13 protein-coding genes are annotated in these 16,660 nt (G+C 68.0%); 5 read left to right on the top strand and 8 right to left on the bottom strand.

Translation table 11 applies throughout. The annotated features are described in order from the left end of the window. The first annotated feature begins 70 nt into the window (after window positions 1-70). Window positions 71-475: an MOSC domain-containing protein gene (locus tag BMZ69_RS18820; protein WP_210188047.1), complete on the top strand. Its 405-nt coding sequence runs from the start codon at window positions 71-73 to the stop codon at window positions 473-475. 9 nt (window positions 476-484) lie between these two features. Here the strand turns inward: BMZ69_RS18820 and BMZ69_RS18815 are convergent, their stop codons facing one another. From BMZ69_RS18815 to BMZ69_RS18805, 3 genes are all read right to left on the bottom strand, one after another. Then, window positions 485-1,852, bottom strand: a complete 1,368-nt coding sequence (locus BMZ69_RS18815) for a dicarboxylate/amino acid:cation symporter (RefSeq protein WP_092159395.1) — start codon at window positions 1,850-1,852, stop codon at window positions 485-487. Between the two features lie 189 nt (window positions 1,853-2,041). Continuing rightward, a complete protein-coding gene (locus BMZ69_RS18810; RefSeq protein ID WP_092159390.1) occupies window positions 2,042-3,820 on the bottom strand; it encodes an SLC13 family permease in 1,779 nt (592 codons plus the stop codon). A gap of 39 nt (window positions 3,821-3,859) precedes the next feature. Further along, window positions 3,860-4,849, bottom strand: coding sequence for a magnesium transporter CorA family protein (locus BMZ69_RS18805; RefSeq protein ID WP_092159389.1), 990 nt, complete (start codon window positions 4,847-4,849; stop codon window positions 3,860-3,862). 221 nt (window positions 4,850-5,070) lie between these two features. Between BMZ69_RS18805 and BMZ69_RS18800 the strand changes: the two genes are divergently transcribed. Next, complete coding sequence (locus BMZ69_RS18800; protein WP_175506867.1) at window positions 5,071-7,563, top strand: methyl-accepting chemotaxis protein; 2,493 nt, start codon at window positions 5,071-5,073, stop codon at window positions 7,561-7,563. 114 nt (window positions 7,564-7,677) lie between these two features. Here the strand turns inward: BMZ69_RS18800 and BMZ69_RS18795 are convergent, their stop codons facing one another. Next, entirely contained in the window at window positions 7,678-8,538 is an 861-nt protein-coding gene (locus tag BMZ69_RS18795; RefSeq protein WP_092159387.1) for an SDR family oxidoreductase, read from the bottom strand. A gap of 14 nt (window positions 8,539-8,552) precedes the next feature. Further along, window positions 8,553-9,413: an SDR family NAD(P)-dependent oxidoreductase gene (locus tag BMZ69_RS18790; protein ID WP_175506866.1), complete on the bottom strand. Its 861-nt coding sequence runs from the start codon at window positions 9,411-9,413 to the stop codon at window positions 8,553-8,555. 80 nt (window positions 9,414-9,493) lie between these two features. Between BMZ69_RS18790 and BMZ69_RS18785 the strand changes: the two genes are divergently transcribed. Continuing rightward, complete coding sequence (locus BMZ69_RS18785) at window positions 9,494-10,285, top strand: class I SAM-dependent methyltransferase (protein ID WP_092159386.1); 792 nt, start codon at window positions 9,494-9,496, stop codon at window positions 10,283-10,285. 20 nt (window positions 10,286-10,305) lie between these two features. Here BMZ69_RS18785 and BMZ69_RS18780 read toward each other — a convergent pair whose 3' ends face one another. Beyond that, complete coding sequence (locus BMZ69_RS18780; RefSeq protein WP_092159385.1) at window positions 10,306-12,081, bottom strand: acyl-CoA dehydrogenase; 1,776 nt, start codon at window positions 12,079-12,081, stop codon at window positions 10,306-10,308. A 166-nt stretch (window positions 12,082-12,247) separates the two neighbouring features. Here BMZ69_RS18780 and BMZ69_RS18775 point away from each other — a divergent pair, with 166 nt between their 5' ends. Next, window positions 12,248-13,222 carry an L-threonylcarbamoyladenylate synthase gene (locus BMZ69_RS18775; RefSeq protein WP_092159383.1) on the top strand — a complete coding sequence of 325 codons (975 nt, stop codon included), beginning with the start codon at window positions 12,248-12,250 and terminating at the stop codon, window positions 13,220-13,222. An 81-nt stretch (window positions 13,223-13,303) separates the two neighbouring features. Further along, a complete protein-coding gene (locus tag BMZ69_RS18770) occupies window positions 13,304-14,212 on the top strand; it encodes a LysR family transcriptional regulator (RefSeq protein WP_092159382.1) in 909 nt (302 codons plus the stop codon). Window positions 14,213-14,337: 125 nt separating this feature from the next. Here the strand turns inward: BMZ69_RS18770 and BMZ69_RS18765 are convergent, their stop codons facing one another. After that, on the bottom strand, window positions 14,338-15,324 hold the full coding sequence (locus BMZ69_RS18765; RefSeq protein WP_092159381.1) for an acrylyl-CoA reductase (NADPH): 987 nt from the start codon (window positions 15,322-15,324) through the stop codon (window positions 14,338-14,340). 87 nt (window positions 15,325-15,411) lie between these two features. After that, window positions 15,412-16,647, bottom strand: coding sequence for an MFS transporter (locus BMZ69_RS18760; RefSeq protein WP_092159380.1), 1,236 nt, complete (start codon window positions 16,645-16,647; stop codon window positions 15,412-15,414). Window positions 16,648-16,660: the final 13 nt, after the last annotated feature.

Below are 16,660 nucleotides of genomic sequence, written 5' to 3'. Positions count from 1 at the left end.
ACTCCTGAATGCACCGATCCGGCCCGGCCGCGTCGCCTGGATCGGGCTGAGACCGGCACGACGCGCCGCGATGACCAGCGTCGAAACGGCCGTCGCCGATGCGGGGCAAGGCCTCCTTGGCGACCGCTACAACGGCCGGAGCGGTTCGCGGCAGGTCACGCTGATCCAGCGGGAGCATCTGGGCGCGATCGCCAGCCATCTCGGGCTGGACCTGGTCGCCCCGGACCAGTTGCGCCGCAACATCGTCGTCGAAGGCATCAACCTCGCGGCCTTGAAGGACCATCACTTCCGTCTCGGCAGCGCCCTCCTCGCATGGACAGGCGAATGCCATCCCTGCTCGCGGATGGAAGAGGCCTTCGGTCCGGGCGGCTACAATGCCGTGCGCGGCCATGGCGGCATCACGGCGCGGGTGATCGAAGGCGGAACGATCGCGATCGGCGACAGGCTGGAGCGGCTCCCCGCAACCAGCCTATAGCTGGCGATATCAGGCCGCCTGCGCGCCGGCCTCGATCGCCTCGATGTCGCCGGCGCGGTCATATTGCGCCTGGTCGAGCATGCCCTGCCGCTTGGCGACGATGGTCGGCACCAGCGCCTGACCCGCGACATTCACGGCGGTGCGGCCCATGTCGAGGATCGGATCGATGGCGAGCAGCAGGCCGACGCCGGCGAGCGGCAGGCCGAGCGTCGACAGGGTCAGCGTCAGCATCACCGTCGCGCCGGTCAGTCCCGCGGTCGCGGCCGAGCCGATCACCGAGACGAAGGCGATCAGCACGTATTCCTGGATGCCGAGCGGGACGCCGTAGAACTGCGCGACGAAGATCGCCGAGATCGCCGGATAGATCGCGGCGCAGCCATCCATCTTGGTGGTGGCGCCGAGCGGCACGGCGAAGGCGGCGTATTCGCGGGGCACGCCGAGGCTCTTCTCGGTCACGGCCTCGGTCACCGGCAAGGTGCCGACCGAGGAGCGCGAGACGAAGGCGAGCTGGATCGCCGGCCAGGCTCCGGCGAAGAAGCGCAGCGGCGAGAGCCCGTGCAGGACGAGCAGCGCCGGGTAGACGATCAGCAGCACGATGGCGAGGCCGAGATAGATCGCGAAGGCGTACCAGGAGAGCTGCTGCAGCGTCTGCCAGCCATATTGCGCGACGGCATTGCCGAGCAGGCCGATGGTGCCGATCGGCGTCAGGCGGATCACCCACCACAGGATCTTGCGCGTGATCGCCAGCAGCGACTCGTTGAAGGACAGGAAGGCATTGGCGCGCTCGCCGACCTTCAGCGCCGCGACGCCGACGACGATCGAGATGACGAGGAGCTGCAGCACGTTGAAGCCGAGCCGCGTCGTCGCCGCACCACCATCGATCCGGGTCGAGGCCTGCAGGCCGAGCATGTTGGCGGGCACCAGCCCCTTCAGGAAGTCGAGCCAGGAGCCGACCGTACCCGGCGCCTTGGCGCTGGCGGCGATCGCGCCGGAATTGATGCCGGGCTGGATGATCAGGCCGAGCGCGATGCCGATCAGCACCGCGATGAAGGCGGTGAGCGCGAACCAGAGCAGCGTCTGCCAGACCAGCGCGGCGGCGTTGGAGAGCTGCCGGAGATTGCTGATCGAGGCGACGATCGCGGTGAAGATCAGCGGCGGCACCAGCGCCTGCAGCAGCTGCACGAAGATCGAGCCGGTCGTCTGGAGCGTGACAGTCAGCCAGTTCGGCTGGCCGGCCGCATCGGGGCCGATATTGCGCGCGATCCACCCGAGCAAGAGCCCGATCACCATGGCCGCCAGAACCTGGAAGCCGAAATTCGCATAGAACGGCTTGGCGCCGGCGGTCGCCGCGCCGGCTCGGGACGTCACTGTGGTCATGGCAAGAACTCGTCGATGGCCGCAATGCGGCTGAAACTATCTGCCTGAGATATAGGCGCTGCGGCAACTTGCGGGAAGCCAGGCACATCCCTTTTGCGCCACCCTGACGATAGGAACGTTCTCTATGGAATCGCTCTGCGGAGAATTATTTTCTCCACGACGAACGAAGCCCCCACCGATGCCTCAAGCTCAGCGCAGCGGCCAGAAGAACAGGATCAGCGGCACGGCGAGCAGGATGACCAGAAGCGACAAGGGCGCGCCGAGCCGCGCATAGTCGCCGAAGCGATAACCGCCCGGCCCCATCACCAGCGTGTTGCACTGGTGTCCGATCGGGGTGAGGAAGTCGCAGGCCGCGCCGATCGCCACCGCCATCAGGAAGGCGTCGGGATTGTAGCCCAGCGTCTTGGCGAAGCCGGCGCCGATCGGCGCCATCACCAGCACGGTCGCGGCGTTGTTGAGGAAGGGCGTCACCGCCATGGCGGCGACCAGCATCAATCCCACCGCCCCCCAGCCCGGCAGCCCGGCGCCGACCTGAGCGAGCAACCCTGCGAAGACGTCGGTCGCGCCGGTGACGCGCAGGCTGTCGCTGACCGGGATCAGCGCCGCCAGCATCACCAGGATCGGCGCCTCGACCGAGTCATAGGCGTCGCGCAGCGTCAGGGCGCGCGTCACCAGCAGGAGCACCGCAGCGGCGAAGAAGGCGATCGCCACCGGCAGCAGCCCGAGCGCGACGACGATGACCGTCGCGGCGACGATTGTCCCGGTGACGAAGCGGCGACGCGTGCTGCCCAAAGCGAGGCTGCGCGCCGCCAGCGGCAGCAAGCCGAGCTCGCGCAGGCGCTCGGGCAAGAGGTCCTCATCGCCCTGCAGCAGCACGACGTCGCCGGCGCGCAGGCGAATGTCGCGCAGGCGTTCGGTGAAGCGCTCGCCGGCGCGGCTGATGCCGAGCAGGTTGATGTGGAAGCGGGCATGCAGGTCGATCTCGGCAGCGCTCAATCCCTCAAGCAGCGAGCCCTGCGTGACGATCGCCTCGCCGGTGCGCGCGGGATCGAGCGAGCCTTCCTTCTGCGTCGAGCGATGCTGACCGGTGAGCTCGAGTTCGCCCGCGGCGACAACGCGCTCCAACGCCTTGGGCTCGCCGCGCAGCAGCAGGATATCGCCGGCGCGCAAGCTGGCATCGGGCAGCGGCGCCCGGCGGCGCTCGCCATCGCGCAAGATCGCGACGACCTCGACCTCGCCATCGCCCGGCTTCCTGAGATCGGCGACTGTCTTGCCGGCGAGCGGCCCCTTCTCTGGGATGCGCGCCTCGGTGACGTAGTCCTTGATGTCTACGGCTTGATCGAGCGAGCGCGAGCCCTGGCGGTCCTTCGGCAACAGCCGGTAGGCGACGCTGAGGAAGGCGCAGCCGGCGAGCGCAATGCCGATGCCGACCGGGGTGAAATCGAACATGGCGAAGGGCTCGCCGCCGAGCTCCTGGCGCACGCGCGCGACGATCACGTTGGGCGAGGTGCCGACAAGCGTGACGATACCGCCCAGCAGCGAGGCGAAGGCCATCGGCATCAGAAAGACCGAGGGCGATTTCCCGTCCTTGCGGGCGAGCTGATAGGCGATCGGCAGCATCATCGCGAGCGCGCCGATGTTCTTGATGATCGCCGACATGGCGGCGACGACGAAGACGAGGACCGCGACCTGCGCCTGCGTCGAGCGCAATAGCGGGGAGATGCGGGCGAGCGCGGTCTCGACCAGCCCCGAGCGCGCCACGGCGGCGCTGACGATCAGGGCGCTGGCGACGATGATGACAATATCGTCGGAGAAGCCCTTGAAGGCCTCCTTGGCCGGCACGACGCCGAGCGCGACACCCGCCAGCAGGGCCAGAAGCGCGACCACATCATAGCGCAGCTTGCCCCAGACGAAGGCCACCATCATCGCGGCGACCAGGGAACAAGACAGAATCTGCGGCAGCGTCATGTAAGGCAAGCTATCCGAAGGCGCGCCGCGCCGGCACGATCAAAGCCACTTTTTCCAGCGGAAGAACAGATAGGGCAGCACGGCGAAGAGAACCATCATGCCGACTGCCATCGGGTAGCCGAGCTGCCATTCCAACTCCGGCATCGTCTTGAAGTTCATCCCGTAGATCGAGGCGATCAGGGTCGGCGGCATCAGTGCCACGGCGACGACCGAGAACAGCTTGATGATCTTGTTCTGCTCGATGCTGACCAGGCCGAGCGTCGCATTCAGCATGAATTGGAGCTTGTTCGACAGGAAGGTGGCGTGCTCCTCGATCGCCTGGACGTCGCGGATCGCAGAGCGCCATTCCGGATTGAAGCCGCTCGCCGCCTTCTTGGTGCGCTTGAAATTGGCCGAGAGGTAAAGCAGCACCCGCTCGATCGAGACCATGCTCTCGCGCACGTTCGAGATGATGTGCTCGTACTGGCCGATCTTGCGCACCACCGCCTGGTAGACCCGGCCCTGTTCGACATTGGCGCTGTCGCCGTCGAAGATCTGGCGCGAGCGCATATCGATACGGTCGCCGACACCGCGCAGCACCTCGGCAGCGCGGTCCACGACCGCCTCGATCAGCCCTTCGATGACGCCGGCCGGCTCGAGCTCGCAGCCGCCTGGCTTGGTGACGCGGTTGAGGAAGATGCTGAAGGCGCCCGGCTCGTCATAACGGACGGTCACCAGCGCCTTCTCGGTCAGGATGAAGGTGACGTCGGCGAGGCGCGGAACATTGGTGTCCGAGTGACAGATGATCCGCGAGGTCATGTAGTGGGCGCCGCTCTCGGCATAGATGATCTCGGACGGTTCGAGATCATGCATCTCTTCCTTGGTCGGGATCGAGATGCCGAGATGGCGCTCGACCTTGGCATCCTCGCCCGGCGTCGGGTTCAGCAGGTCGATCCAGATCGACCCAGGCGGGATCTCCTCCTCGGCCGCGAGGGTCCGATGGGCGAGCTTGTCACCGCTCGTCTGGCAGATGCCGTGGATCAGGAGCATGGCAGGATCATCCGGAATCGGGCGCAGCGGGGCTGCGGATTTGCACTGCACCAACTCCAAACGTCCGGCAGTGTCAAACCGATGACGCGCCGCGGGCGATATCTGATCGAGACACGCTATTCACTCGCCCCATGCGGCTGTCCAGGCGCGGCAGGGTGGTTAGCAGAATATCAATCGCGGAATGGGATACTGCACTTATCTGTCGCCCCTCCGGATCCATCATGCTCAACGCCGCGAAAAACCTCAGCATCACGACCATGCTCCTGACCGTCCTCGGTCTTGCCAGCGCGGCGATCGTGACGCTCTCGACGCAAGCGCTCTGGCAGGCCTGGACACGCCACGAGACGGCCGTCGAGGTCTCCACTCTCGCCGATCTCAACAAGGCCTATTTCGCGGCGCTGCAGAACCTGCGCTACGAGCGCGGCAACGGCGCTAGCGCGCTGACCATGCCGACCGAGAAAAACGGCGGGATGATCGAGGACGTGCTGACGCGGCGCAAGCGCCTGGACGATGCGATCGCCACGGCTCAGGGAATCGTCCGGAGCAACGGTTACGAGATCGCCATGACCGTCTCGAAAGAGATCGACGGCCATGTTGCGGCACTGAAGCCCTTGCGGGCGAAAGTAGACGGCAACTGGAAGCTGCCGCTGGAGTCGCGGGAGAAGGAACTGGCCGGGGCCAGCATGGCCCAGACCGGCAAGTTCCTGACCGCGCTGGAGAATGCCTCGGCGACGCTGGAGGAGCGTATCCTCGCGCTCGATCCCAGCTTCGCCAACCTGACCTCGGTCCGCTCGATGGCCTGGGCGGCGCGCTCGCTGAGTGGCTCGTCGACGATCGTTCTCAACAAAGCCGTCGCCCAGGACCGGCCGCTCGACGCCAAGGAAAGCAGTGCCGTGCTCGTCAACGATGCGCGCATGGAGTTCGCCTGGGGCGTGGTGAGGCAGCTCATCGGCCAGGCGAGCACCCCGCAGACGCTCAAGGACGCGCTCGCCACTGCCGAGAGCACCTATTTCGGCGGCGCCTTCAAGGCGACGCGGGCCGATCTCGTCGCCAACGTGACGGGCGGACGCAAGCCGTCTATCAACCCCGACCAATGGCGCGACCAGATCGTCGCGGCGTCCGAGACCCTCGGCGCCGTGGCGAGCCGCGCCATCGACGTCTTGTCGGACGTGGCCGATGCGAAGGCCGATGCGGCGATGCGCTCGCTCATCGCCTATGGCCTGCTCCTGCTGGCGGCGCTGGCGCTGGCGCTCATCGGGCTCTGGCTTGTGCAGAGCCGCGTGACCCGCCCGATCACGGCATTGACCGCATCGATGACGCAGCTGGCGCAGGGCGACTTCTCGGCCGAGGTCATGGACAATGGCCGCAACGACGAGATCGGCGGCATGGCTGCCGCCGTCCGGGTCTTCAAGGAGAACGGGCTGCGCGTGCAGGCCCTGGAGGCGCAGGAGCGCGCCGCCGCGGCCGAACGGGCGGCGCGGACCGAAGCGATGGTCGCCGTGGTCAGCGATGTCGGCACCGTCGTCGCGGCTGCGGCTGCGGGCGATTTCAGCGCGCGCCTGCGCCTGGAGAGTGCCGACGCCCAGATGCAGCAGCTGGTCGACGGCATCAACCAGATCAACGCCGTGGTCGACGGTGCCACGACCGAGTTCGCCGACATTCTGGCGTCGGTCTCGCAGGGCGATCTGACCCGCCGCGTCGCGACGAGCTATCAGGGCCGCTTCGCCGAGCTGAAGCACTCGGTCAACGAGACGGTCGAGCGCCTCTCGGAGACGATCGGCGGCATCCAGGCGACGACCTCGCAGGTCTCCGCCTCGGCCCGCGAGATCAAGGCAGGCGCCGACGATCTCGCCAAGCGCACCGAGGAGCAGGCCGCCTCACTGGAGGAAACCGCAGCGACGACCGAAGAGCTCGCCGCCTCGGTCAAGGCGAGCGCCGGTTCGTCGAAGTCTGCGGCCTCGGCCTCCGACGAAGCAATGAGCGTCGCCCAGCGCGGCGGCATGATCGTCCAGGACGCGGTCGCGGCGATGGAACGGATCGAGGCCGCCTCGCGCAAGATCACCGACATCACCTCGGTGATCGACGGCATCGCCTTCCAGACCAATCTGCTGGCGCTGAACGCCGCCGTGGAAGCCGCCCGCGCCGGCGATGCCGGCAAGGGCTTCGCCGTGGTCGCCTCGGAGGTCCGCACCCTCGCCCAGCGCTCGGGCGAAGCTTCGAAGGACATCACCACCCTGATCCAGTCCTCGACCAGCGAGATCGAGGAAGGTGTCAAGCTGGTCCGCTCGGCCGGCGCCGTCCTCGACCAGATCGTCTCGGCCTCCCGGCAGGTCGCGGCGACCGTCGTCGAGATCTCGGCCGCGGCCGGCGAACAGGCGAACGGCATCGACGAGATGAGCCAGACCGTCGCCCATATGGACGAGATGACCCAGGCGAACGCGGCGCTGGCCGAGGAGAGCGCCGCCTCTGCCGCCTCGCTCGCCGACCAGATCCACAGCCTGGATCAGCTGGTCGCGTCCTTCCGCATCGCCGGAGGCGCACATGCGACTAGCGAGCCGGAGCGCCTGCGCAACCTCGCCGCGGCCGCGATGTCGGAAACCCGCTCGGCACCGCGCGCGCCGGCCCGGAAGGCACAGCCCGCCCCCGCAATTCCGATGTCCGCCCGCAAGGTCGCGAACGGCGGAGCGCGGGATCGCGAATGGGAGGAGTTCTGAGCCCCTGTAGAATTTGCGCGCCTCTCCAAGCGCGCAAATTCTACAGTCTTTTGATATGCCGCATTTTCTTCACGCGAACCGGTACCCACTTCGCTCGAAAATGCTCCGGCAGGCTCAGACGCCGCCCTTCACGCCCTCCGGCGGCTTGATCTCCTCAGGCACGAAGAAGTCCGGCATCAGCGGCACCGACGGATCGACCCGATAGGGCGTGAAGTCGGTGACGCCCTCGCCGGCCATGAAGTTGTCGTCGATCAGGAAATTGCCCGAGAAGCTGCGCGAGGGCTTGTTGAAGACCATGTAGGCGGCGTCGGCCAGCATCTCCGGCGTGCGGCTCGCCTGCACCATCTTGTCGCCGCCGAGGAGGTTCTTGACCGCAGCGGTCGCGACCGTGGTGCGCGGCCAAAGCGCGTTGACGGCGATGCCCTTCGGCGCCAGCTCGCCGGCAAGGCCGAGCACACACAGGCTCATCCCATACTTCGCCATGGTGTAGGCGAGGTGCGGCGCAAACCAGCGCGTCTTCATGTCGAGCGGCGGCGACAGCATCAGGATGTGCGGGTTCTCCGCCTTCTCCAGATGCGGAATCGCGTATTTCGAGACCATGAAGGTGCCGCGCGTGTTGATCTGGTGCATCAGATCGAAGCGCTTCATGTCGGTCATCTGGGTATTGGTCAGCGAGATCGCGCTAGCATTGTTCACGACGATGTCGAGGCCGCCGAAGGTCTCGGCCGTCTTGGCGATCGCCTCGACGACGCTCTGCTCGTCGCGGACATCGACCATCAATGGCAGGCACTTGCCGCCGGCCGCCTCGATCTCGGCGGCGGCGGTGTAGATCGTGCCTTCGAGCTTGGGATGCGGCTCGGCCGTCTTGGCGGCGATGGTGACATTGGCGCCGTCGCGCGCCGCTCTGATCGCGATGGCGAGGCCGATGCCGCGCGATCCGCCGGTGATGAAGAGCGTCTTGCCCTTGAGCGACATGCAGGTCTCCTCCCTTATTGATTCTGCAAGATGAACCGGTCCGGCTGGCTGCCGTCCGCATCGGTGAAGCCATAGGCGCGCGCCAGATCAGCGACATGGAGCACCTGCCCGGCATGGCGCGCAACATCGGGATCGGCGACCAACGCCGCGACCGCCCGGCCAGCATAGAGCGGCGTCTCGGTGGTCTCGGCGGCCATGCCGGCATCACGCACGCGCTCCGTCAGGACATGGCCGGGCGACAACGCCAGTGCGGTGACGCCGTAAGGCTTGAGTTCTTCCGCCATCGCCAGCGTCAGCCGGTTCATCGCCGCCTTGGACAGGTCGTAGAAGACATCGCCGAGATAGCCGCCAGCTGTGTCGAAGCTCACCGTGACGATCAGGCCCTGGCGCATCTGCACCATGGCGGGCGCGACGGCACGCGCCAGCAGCAATTGCGCGTAGACCCCGCTCTCGAAGCTCTGGCCGAGCCGCGCCACCGGGCGGCGCCAGAACGGCGCGCCGAAGGCCGAGCCGTCCGGATAGCGCTCGCCGTCATAGCCCTCATTGCCGCCCCAGACCGCATCGACGACGCAATCGAGCCGGCCGAAACGGCGCAGGGACCAGGCGACGAGCTGGTCGACCTCGCGCTCATTGGTGTGGTCGCAGCGATAGGGCTCGCCGCGGCCGCCGGCCGCCTCGACCTCGCGGGCGGTGTCCTCGAAGGTCTCCGCGCGCTGGTCGGTGCGTGGGCCGGCCTCGCTGGAGCGGCCGGTGACGATCACGGTGGCGCCGGCCTGGCCGAGCGCCCGGGCGATGCCGCGCCCGAGTCCGCGCGAGGCGCCGGCGACGAGGCAGACCTTGCCGGCGAGCGGTTTCAGCGGGCTGTCATCGCTCATTGCGACAGGCCTCGCGAACAGGCTGGCGCAATGCGAGCGGCTCCGCTAGAAGCCCCCTCCCCCGAACGGCGAGGACGATCATGGAAGCGAGCGAGGTCGCGGCCTGCTGGGAGGCCAATGCCGAAACCTGGACCCGGCATGCGCGCGCCGGCTACGACCTCTACCGGGACGCCCAGAACACCCCGGCCTTCTTCGCCAACCTGCCCGATATCGACGGGCTGGATGGCCTCGACATCGGCTGCGGCGAAGGCTCGAACACGCGCAAGCTCGCGCAGGCCGGCGCCAGCATCACGGCGATCGACATCGCCCCGACCTTCATCCGCCACGCGCAGGAGGCCGAGGCCACCAACCCGCTCGGGATCGACTACCGCGTCGCCGACGGCATGGCGCTGCCTTTCGCCGATGCCTCGTTCGATTTCGCCACCGCCTTCATGTCGCTGATGGACATGCCGCACCAGGACCGCGTGCTCGCAGAGGCCAAGCGAGTGCTGAAGCCGAGCGGCTTCCTGCAGTTCTCGATCCTGCATCCCTGCTTCGCCACGCCCGGCCGCAAGGTGATGCGCGACGAGGCCGGAAACGTCCTCGGCATCGAGGTGCGCGAGTATTTCCGCGTCGGCGACGGCGAGATCGAGAGCTGGCGCTTCGGCGCCGCGCCGGACGAGGAGAAGGCAAGGGTCGAGCCGTTCCGGGTGCCGCGCTTCCACCGCACGCTGAGCTATTGGATCAACCTCCTGGTCGCGACCGGCTTCCGGATCGAGCACATGCACGAGCCGGGCGTCGATGCGCAGACGGCCAAGGCCGTGCCTTATCTCGCCGACACCTATATCGCGCCGCTCTTCATGCACATGCGCGTGCGCAAGCCGGTACGATAGGTCAGGCGCGGCGGACAGCGTCACGCCGCGAAGACCGCAGCCGAATCCTCGACCGCGCCGGCGCCTTCCGTCACCGCCAGCTCCAGCGCGGTGGCCTCGCCGACATGGTGCTCGGCATAGAAGCGGGCTGTGGCGAGCGCCGCGGCACCCTGATCCTCGCCCTGCAGCGCCAGCGCCTTCTTGGCAAGGCCGGTGCCGCCCTGGGCGAGCGCGAACAGCTTGAGATAGGGCGTCGCGCCCGCGAGCGCGCTCGCCTGGTCGATGCCCATCGTCGCCAGCATCCATTCGGTCGCCCGTTCGAGCGAGTCGACGGCGGCGCCGAGCCGCGCCGCGCTGTGGCCGAAGCCCGGCGTATTGGCCTCGCGCACCTGCGCCACGACGCCGCGCATCTCGCCGATCAGCGCCTTGACCGCATCGCCATTGGAGAGCGGCAGCTTGCGCAGCACGAGGTCGATCGCCTGGATGCCGTTGGTGCCCTCGTAGATCGTGGCGATGCGGGCATCGCGCAGATGCTGCGCCGCGCCGGTCTCCTCGACATAGCCCATGCCGCCATGGATCTGGACGCCGGTCGAGGCGACCTCGACGCCGATATCGGTGGCATAGGCCTTGGCGACCGGCGTGATGATCGCTGCCCTCTCGGCCGCGGCCTTGCGCCTGGCCTCGTCGGGCTCGCGATGCGAGCGGTCGAGGTTCGCCGCCAGCAGCAGCGAAAGCGTGCGCGCAGCCTGCGTCTTGGCGCGCATCTCCATCAGCATGCGGCGAATATCGGGATGGACGATGATCGGGCTCATGGCTGCGCCCTTGGGCGCATCGAGCGCGGTGCCCTGCTTGCGCTCCTGCGCGAAGGCGAGCGCCTGCTGATAGGCGCGTTCGGCGATGGCGACGCCCTGCACCGCGACGTTGAGGCGGGCATTGTTCATCATCGTGAACATGCAGGCGAGGCCGCGGTTCTCCTCGCCGATCAGCCAGCCGATCGCGCCGCCCTCGTCACCATAGCTCATCGCGCAGGTCGGCGAGGCATGGATGCCGAGCTTATGCTCGACGCCGGTGCAGCGGACATCGTTGCGCGCGCCGAGCGAGCCGTCGGCATTGACCAGGAATTTCGGCACGAGGAAGAGCGAGATGCCGCGCGTGCCGGGAGGAGCGTCGGGCAGGCGGGCGAGGACGAGATGGACGATGTTGTCCGTCATCTCGTGATCGCCATAGGTGATGAAGATTTTTTGGCCGCTGATGCGATAGGTGCCGTCGCCGGCGCGCTCGGCCTTGGAGCGCAGCGCATTGAGGTCCGAACCGGCCTGCGGCTCGGTCAGGTTCATCGTGCCCATCCACTCGCCGGAGACGAGCTTGGCGAGATAGGTCTCCTTGAGATAGTCGGAGCCGTGGGCATGCAGCGCCTCGATCGCGCCGACCGTCAGCAGCGGGCCGAGCGCGAAGGCGAAGGCGGCCGAGTTCCACATCTCGGTGCAGGCCGACTGCACCAAGGTTGGCAGGGCCTGGCCGCCATAGGCCTCTGGCCCCGGCAGCGCGTTCCAGCCGCCTTGCGCCCAGGCGTGATAGACTTCCTTCCAGCCCGGCGGCGTGACCACAGTGCCATCCTTGAGCTTGGAGCCGACGCGGTCGCCAATAACATTCAAGGGCGCGAGGACATCGCCAGCGAACTTCGCGGCTTCCTCCAGCACCGCCTCGGTGACGCCGTCGGCGAGCTCCGGCGCGAGCCCCTCGGAGATCAGGGCGTCGAGCCCGGCGACATGGCGCATCGTCGCCAGGATATCCTCGACCGGAGCACGGTACGACATCGCTTACCTCCCTCGGCGCCCGCGCAGCATGGCGGGGCATTCGTCTCGTTGCGTTGACGGCGATGCTAGCGACGAACTATGCCCGCCGCCACGTGCAAGCTCGCGCAGCTTCGCGCATGCCGCGTCGGCATTGTTATAGTTTACATATGAACTTTCAAGAGCGACCGTGACAGGACCTCGCCAGACCAAGCGCTTTTCCGCCGACGAGGCCGGCATCGCCGCCGCCGCGGAGCTGCTGCGCGCCGGCAAGCTGGTCGCGCTGCCGACAGAGACGGTCTACGGGCTCGCCGCCGATGCCAGCGACGACCGCGCCGTCGCCTCGATCTATGCCGCCAAGGAACGGCCGAGCTTCAACCCGCTGATCTCGCATCTGCCGGATGTGGAGGCGGCCCGCCGACAGGGCCTGTTCGACGCGCCGGCCCTGGCGCTGGCGAAGGCGTTCTGGCCGGGCCCGCTGACTTTGGTCGTACCAGCTTCGAACTCCTGCACAGTCTGCAGCCTCGCCCGCGCCGGGCTCGACAGCGTCGCGCTGCGGGTGCCGTCGCATCCGGTGGCACATGCGGTGCTGCAGGCCGCTGGCCGACCGATCGCAGCGCCCTCGGCCAATCGCTCAGGCCGGGTCAGCCCGACCCAGGCCGAACACGTCCTCGTTGATCTCGACGGCCGCATCGACGCCGTGCTCGATGCCGGGCCGACGGCGGTGGGGGTCGAATCCAGCATCGTCGCCTGCCTCGGCGGCGCGCCGCGCCTGCTGCGGCCGGGCGGCGTACCGCGCGCGGCGCTGGAGGCTGCGATCGGGCAGGCCCTCGTCATCGTCGAGGAAGGCGGTACGGCCCCGCTCGCGCCAGGCCTACTCGCCTCGCACTACGCGCCGCGGGCCGCGGTCAGGCTGGATGCGGAGGCGCCGCGACCGGGCGAAGCCTGGCTCGGCTTCGGTCCGGAGCCGGATGGCGGCCTGCCCGCGCTCGCCTTCAACCTGAGTCCGTCAGGCGACCTGACCGAGGCCGCCGCCAATCTCTTCGCCGCGATGCGCCATCTTGACGATCAACGCCCGGCGACGATCGCAGTCGCGCCGATCCCCATGCATGGCCTCGGCGAAGCGATCAACGACCGCTTGCGCCGCGCCGCCGCCCCGCGCTGAACCAGGCAGCCTGGCCAAGCATACGCTTGCAAATCCGCAAGATCTGGCAATGCTGCGCGCAGAGTTGCCGGAGAATGCGCGTTGTCGACGTCCAAGCTCGCCTGGGATGATTTCCGCCTGATCAAGGCGATCGCCGATGCCGGCGGGCTGACCGGCGCGGCCGCGGCGCTCAACGTCAATCATTCGACGGTGTTCCGCCGGCTCGGACAGATCGAGGAGCAGCTCGGCCACGCCCTCTTCGAGCGACGCAAGACCGGCTACGTTGCGACCTCGGCCGGCGAGGAGATGACGACGCTGGCCTCGCGCATCGACGACGACGTCACCGCCTTCGGACGACGACTCGCGGGGCGCGATCTCGCGCCCTCCGGCGACTTGCGTATTACCACGACCGACACGCTCTATTTGCATGTGCTGTTGCCGATCTTCGCCGCGTTCCGGGCGACGCATCCGCTGATCCGGCTCGACGTCGTCATCGCCAGCCAGACGCTGAACCTCTCGCGCCGCGATGCCGACGTAGCCATCCGCGCCAGCGATTCACCCGGCGAGACGCTGGTCGGCCGTCGCCTCGCCAATCTGAACTGGGCCGTCTACGCCCGCGCCGATGCGCCGGCGACCGAGGCCGAGTCGCATGAGCCAAAGCTGCTGTTCCGGCGCGACTGGGTCGCGCTCGGCGACCCGCTCGGCTATGTCAAGGCCGCCCGCTATGTCCGCGACCATGTCCCGGCCGAGCGGATCGCACTGCGCTCCTCGGCCGTGCTGGGGCTGACGGAAGCCGTCGAGCAGGGGATGGGCATCGGGCCTTTGCCCTGCTTCATCGCCGACCAGCGGCCGGGCCTCGTCCGCCTGCTGCCGCCGGACCCTGATTTCTCCACCGGCCTGTGGATCCTGACCCATCCCGACATCCGGCACGCGCCACGCGTGCGCGCATTCATGGATTTCGTCGGCGGCGAGCTGGCCAAGCGGAAGGCGCTGCTGGAAGGTGCGGGGTAGATGAGCACGTCTTGCTCGGGCTTGAACCGAGCATCCCGGACCGGAAGAGGTTCCGTCTCGTGCCTTCTCGTCATGAGATTCTCGGGCCGGTGCTTCGCTCCGCCCGAGAATGACGTCTTCCGGTTTCAGCCGATCTCGACGACCACCCGCCCCCTCACCTTGCCGTCGAGCAAGGCGCGGCCGGTCTCGACGACATCCTCCAGTGGGATCGTCGTGGTCATCGCAGCCAGCTTGTCGCGGTCGAGATCGCAGGCGAGGCGGCGCCAGGCTTCGAGCCGGCGCGGCTTCGGGCACATCACCGAATCGATGCCGAGCAGCGCGACGCCGCGCAGGATGAAGGGCGCGACCGAGGCCGGCAGGTCCATGCCCTGCGCCAGGCCGCAGGCGGCGACCGCTCCGCCGTACTTGGTCATCGACAGCACATTGGCGAGCGTGTGCGAGCCGACCGCATCGACGCCGGCAATCCAGCGTTCCTTGCCGAGCGGACGGCCGGGGCCGGAGAGCTCATTGCGGTCGATGATCTCGGCGGCGCCGAGACCCTTGAGGTAATCAGCCTCCTCGGCCCGGCCGGTCGAGGCGATCACATGCCAGCCCGCCTTGGCGAGCAGCGCGGTCGCGACCGAGCCGACGCCGCCGGCCGCGCCGGTGACGACGACCGGACCGTCGTCGGGCTTCACGCCGTAGCGCTCCAAAGCGAGCAGGCTGAGCATGGCGGTGTAGCCGGCGGTACCGATCGCCATCGCTTCGGCCGGCGTCATGCCGTCGGGCAGCGGCACCAGCCAGTCGCCCTTGACCCGGCTCTTCTGGGCATAGGCGCCCAGATGCGTCTCGCCCGTGCCCCAGCCATTGAGGATGACGAGATCGCCGGGCTTGAAATTGGGATGGTCGGAGGTCTCGACCCGGCCGGCGAAATCGATGCCGGGGATCATCGGCCAGCGCCGCACCACCGGGGCGCGGCCGGTGATGGCGAGGCCGTCCTTGTAGTTCAGCGTCGAATGGGTGACGCGGACGGTGACGTCGCCCTCCATCAGGTCGGCCTCGGCGAACTCGCCGAAGGCGACGCTGGTGCCGGCTTCGCCCTTGTTGGCGATGAGGGCCTTGAAGGTCGACATGAACTCACTCCCGGGAAGCTATCGAACTTTCCCTAGGAGTGACGCGCCCGGCCGCCGCCTGCAAGGGCGGCGACCGTGCATCTTTGGTCAGGCGGGCTGCGGGAGGGCGCGCGCCACCGGCTTCTCGACGATCGGCAGGTTGATCAGCGCCGAGGCGACGCCGAGCGCGACCGAGAGCCACCAGACGATGGTGTAGGAGCCGAACTGCTCATAGAGGATGCCGCCGAGCAGCACGCCGAGGAAGCCGCCGACCTGATGCGAGAAGAAGGCGAAGCCGTACAGCATCGCCATGTACTTGGTGCCAAACATCAGCATGACCAGCGCCGAAGTCGGCGGCACGGTAGAGAGCCAGAACACGCCGATGACGATGCCGAAGGCGATCGCGGTCGTCGGGCTCGGCGGCAGCATGATGAAGGCGGCGATGGCGACGGCGCGACCGAAATAGATCCAGGCGAGCAGATGGCGCTTGGGCATGCGTGCCGTCAGCCAGCCGGAGCCGAGCGACCCCACCGCATTGGCGAGGCCGATCGCGGCCAGCGTCCAGCCGCCGACCCAGGCCGGCAGGCCGGTATCCTTGAGATAGGCAGGCATGTGAACGGTGATGAAGGCGAGCTGGAAGCCACAGGTGAAGAAGCCGAGCACGAGCAGGACATAGGACCGATGCCTGAAGGCCTCGGCCAGAGCCTGCGCGATGCTCTGGTTCGGCGCGGCAACCGCACCGGGCGCTGCCGTCGGCTGGCTCGTACTGCGCGTCGCCAGCATCACCGAGAGCGGGATCACCGGCAGCAGGGTGAAGGCGAAGACGATCAGCGCCTGCTGCCAGCCCAGTGTCTCGATCAGGATGTTGCCGATCGGCGGGAACAGGAACTGGCCGAAGGAGCCGGCCGCGGTACCGGCGCCGAAGGCGAGCGGGCGCCATTGCTCGGGCAGCAACTTGCCGAAGGCCGCGAGGATCAGATTGAAGGAGCAGGCGGAAAGGCCGAAGCCGATCAGCACGCCGGCGCCGAGATGGAGCTGCATCGGCGTCGAGGCATAGGCCATCATCACGAGGCCGGCAGCATAGAGCAGCGCGCCGACACAAAGCACCCGCACCATGCCGAACCGGTCGGCGAGCGCACCGGCGAATGGCGCGCCCAGGCCCCAGAGCAGGTTCTGGATCGCCAGCGCCAGGCTGAAGATGTCGCGGCCCCAACCATATTGCGAGGTCATCGGGATCTGGAACAAGCCGGCGCTGGCGCGCGGGCCGAAGCTGATCAGCGCGATCAGGCAGCCGGCAGCGACGATGATCTCCGGCGCGTAGCCGCGCCTGGCGGTTGCGGTCATGACGGGCTCCGGA

Source organism: Allobosea sp. CRIB-10 (genome assembly GCF_900112185.1).
Lineage (GTDB): Bacteria > Pseudomonadota > Alphaproteobacteria > Rhizobiales > Beijerinckiaceae > Allobosea.
This window is presented reverse-complemented; position numbering and strand designations above follow the sequence as displayed.

Excerpts from the sequence above, each read along its gene's own strand:
- BMZ69_RS18820 (WP_210188047.1), top strand. The coding sequence starts at position 71 with ATGACCAGCGTCGAAACGGCCGTCGCCGATGCGGGGCAAGGCCTCCTT.
- BMZ69_RS18815 (WP_092159395.1), bottom strand. The coding sequence starts at position 1,852 with ATGACCACAGTGACGTCCCGAGCCGGCGCGGCGACCGCCGGCGCCAAG.
- BMZ69_RS18810 (WP_092159390.1), bottom strand. The coding sequence starts at position 3,820 with ATGACGCTGCCGCAGATTCTGTCTTGTTCCCTGGTCGCCGCGATGATG.
- BMZ69_RS18805 (WP_092159389.1), bottom strand. The coding sequence starts at position 4,849 with ATGCTCCTGATCCACGGCATCTGCCAGACGAGCGGTGACAAGCTCGCC.
- BMZ69_RS18800 (WP_175506867.1), top strand. The coding sequence starts at position 5,071 with ATGCTCAACGCCGCGAAAAACCTCAGCATCACGACCATGCTCCTGACC.
- BMZ69_RS18795 (WP_092159387.1), bottom strand. The coding sequence starts at position 8,538 with ATGTCGCTCAAGGGCAAGACGCTCTTCATCACCGGCGGATCGCGCGGC.
- BMZ69_RS18790 (WP_175506866.1), bottom strand. The coding sequence starts at position 9,413 with ATGAGCGATGACAGCCCGCTGAAACCGCTCGCCGGCAAGGTCTGCCTC.
- BMZ69_RS18785 (WP_092159386.1), top strand. The coding sequence starts at position 9,494 with ATGGAAGCGAGCGAGGTCGCGGCCTGCTGGGAGGCCAATGCCGAAACC.
- BMZ69_RS18780 (WP_092159385.1), bottom strand. The coding sequence starts at position 12,081 with ATGTCGTACCGTGCTCCGGTCGAGGATATCCTGGCGACGATGCGCCAT.
- BMZ69_RS18765 (WP_092159381.1), bottom strand. The coding sequence starts at position 15,324 with ATGTCGACCTTCAAGGCCCTCATCGCCAACAAGGGCGAAGCCGGCACC.
- BMZ69_RS18760 (WP_092159380.1), bottom strand. The coding sequence starts at position 16,647 with ATGACCGCAACCGCCAGGCGCGGCTACGCGCCGGAGATCATCGTCGCT.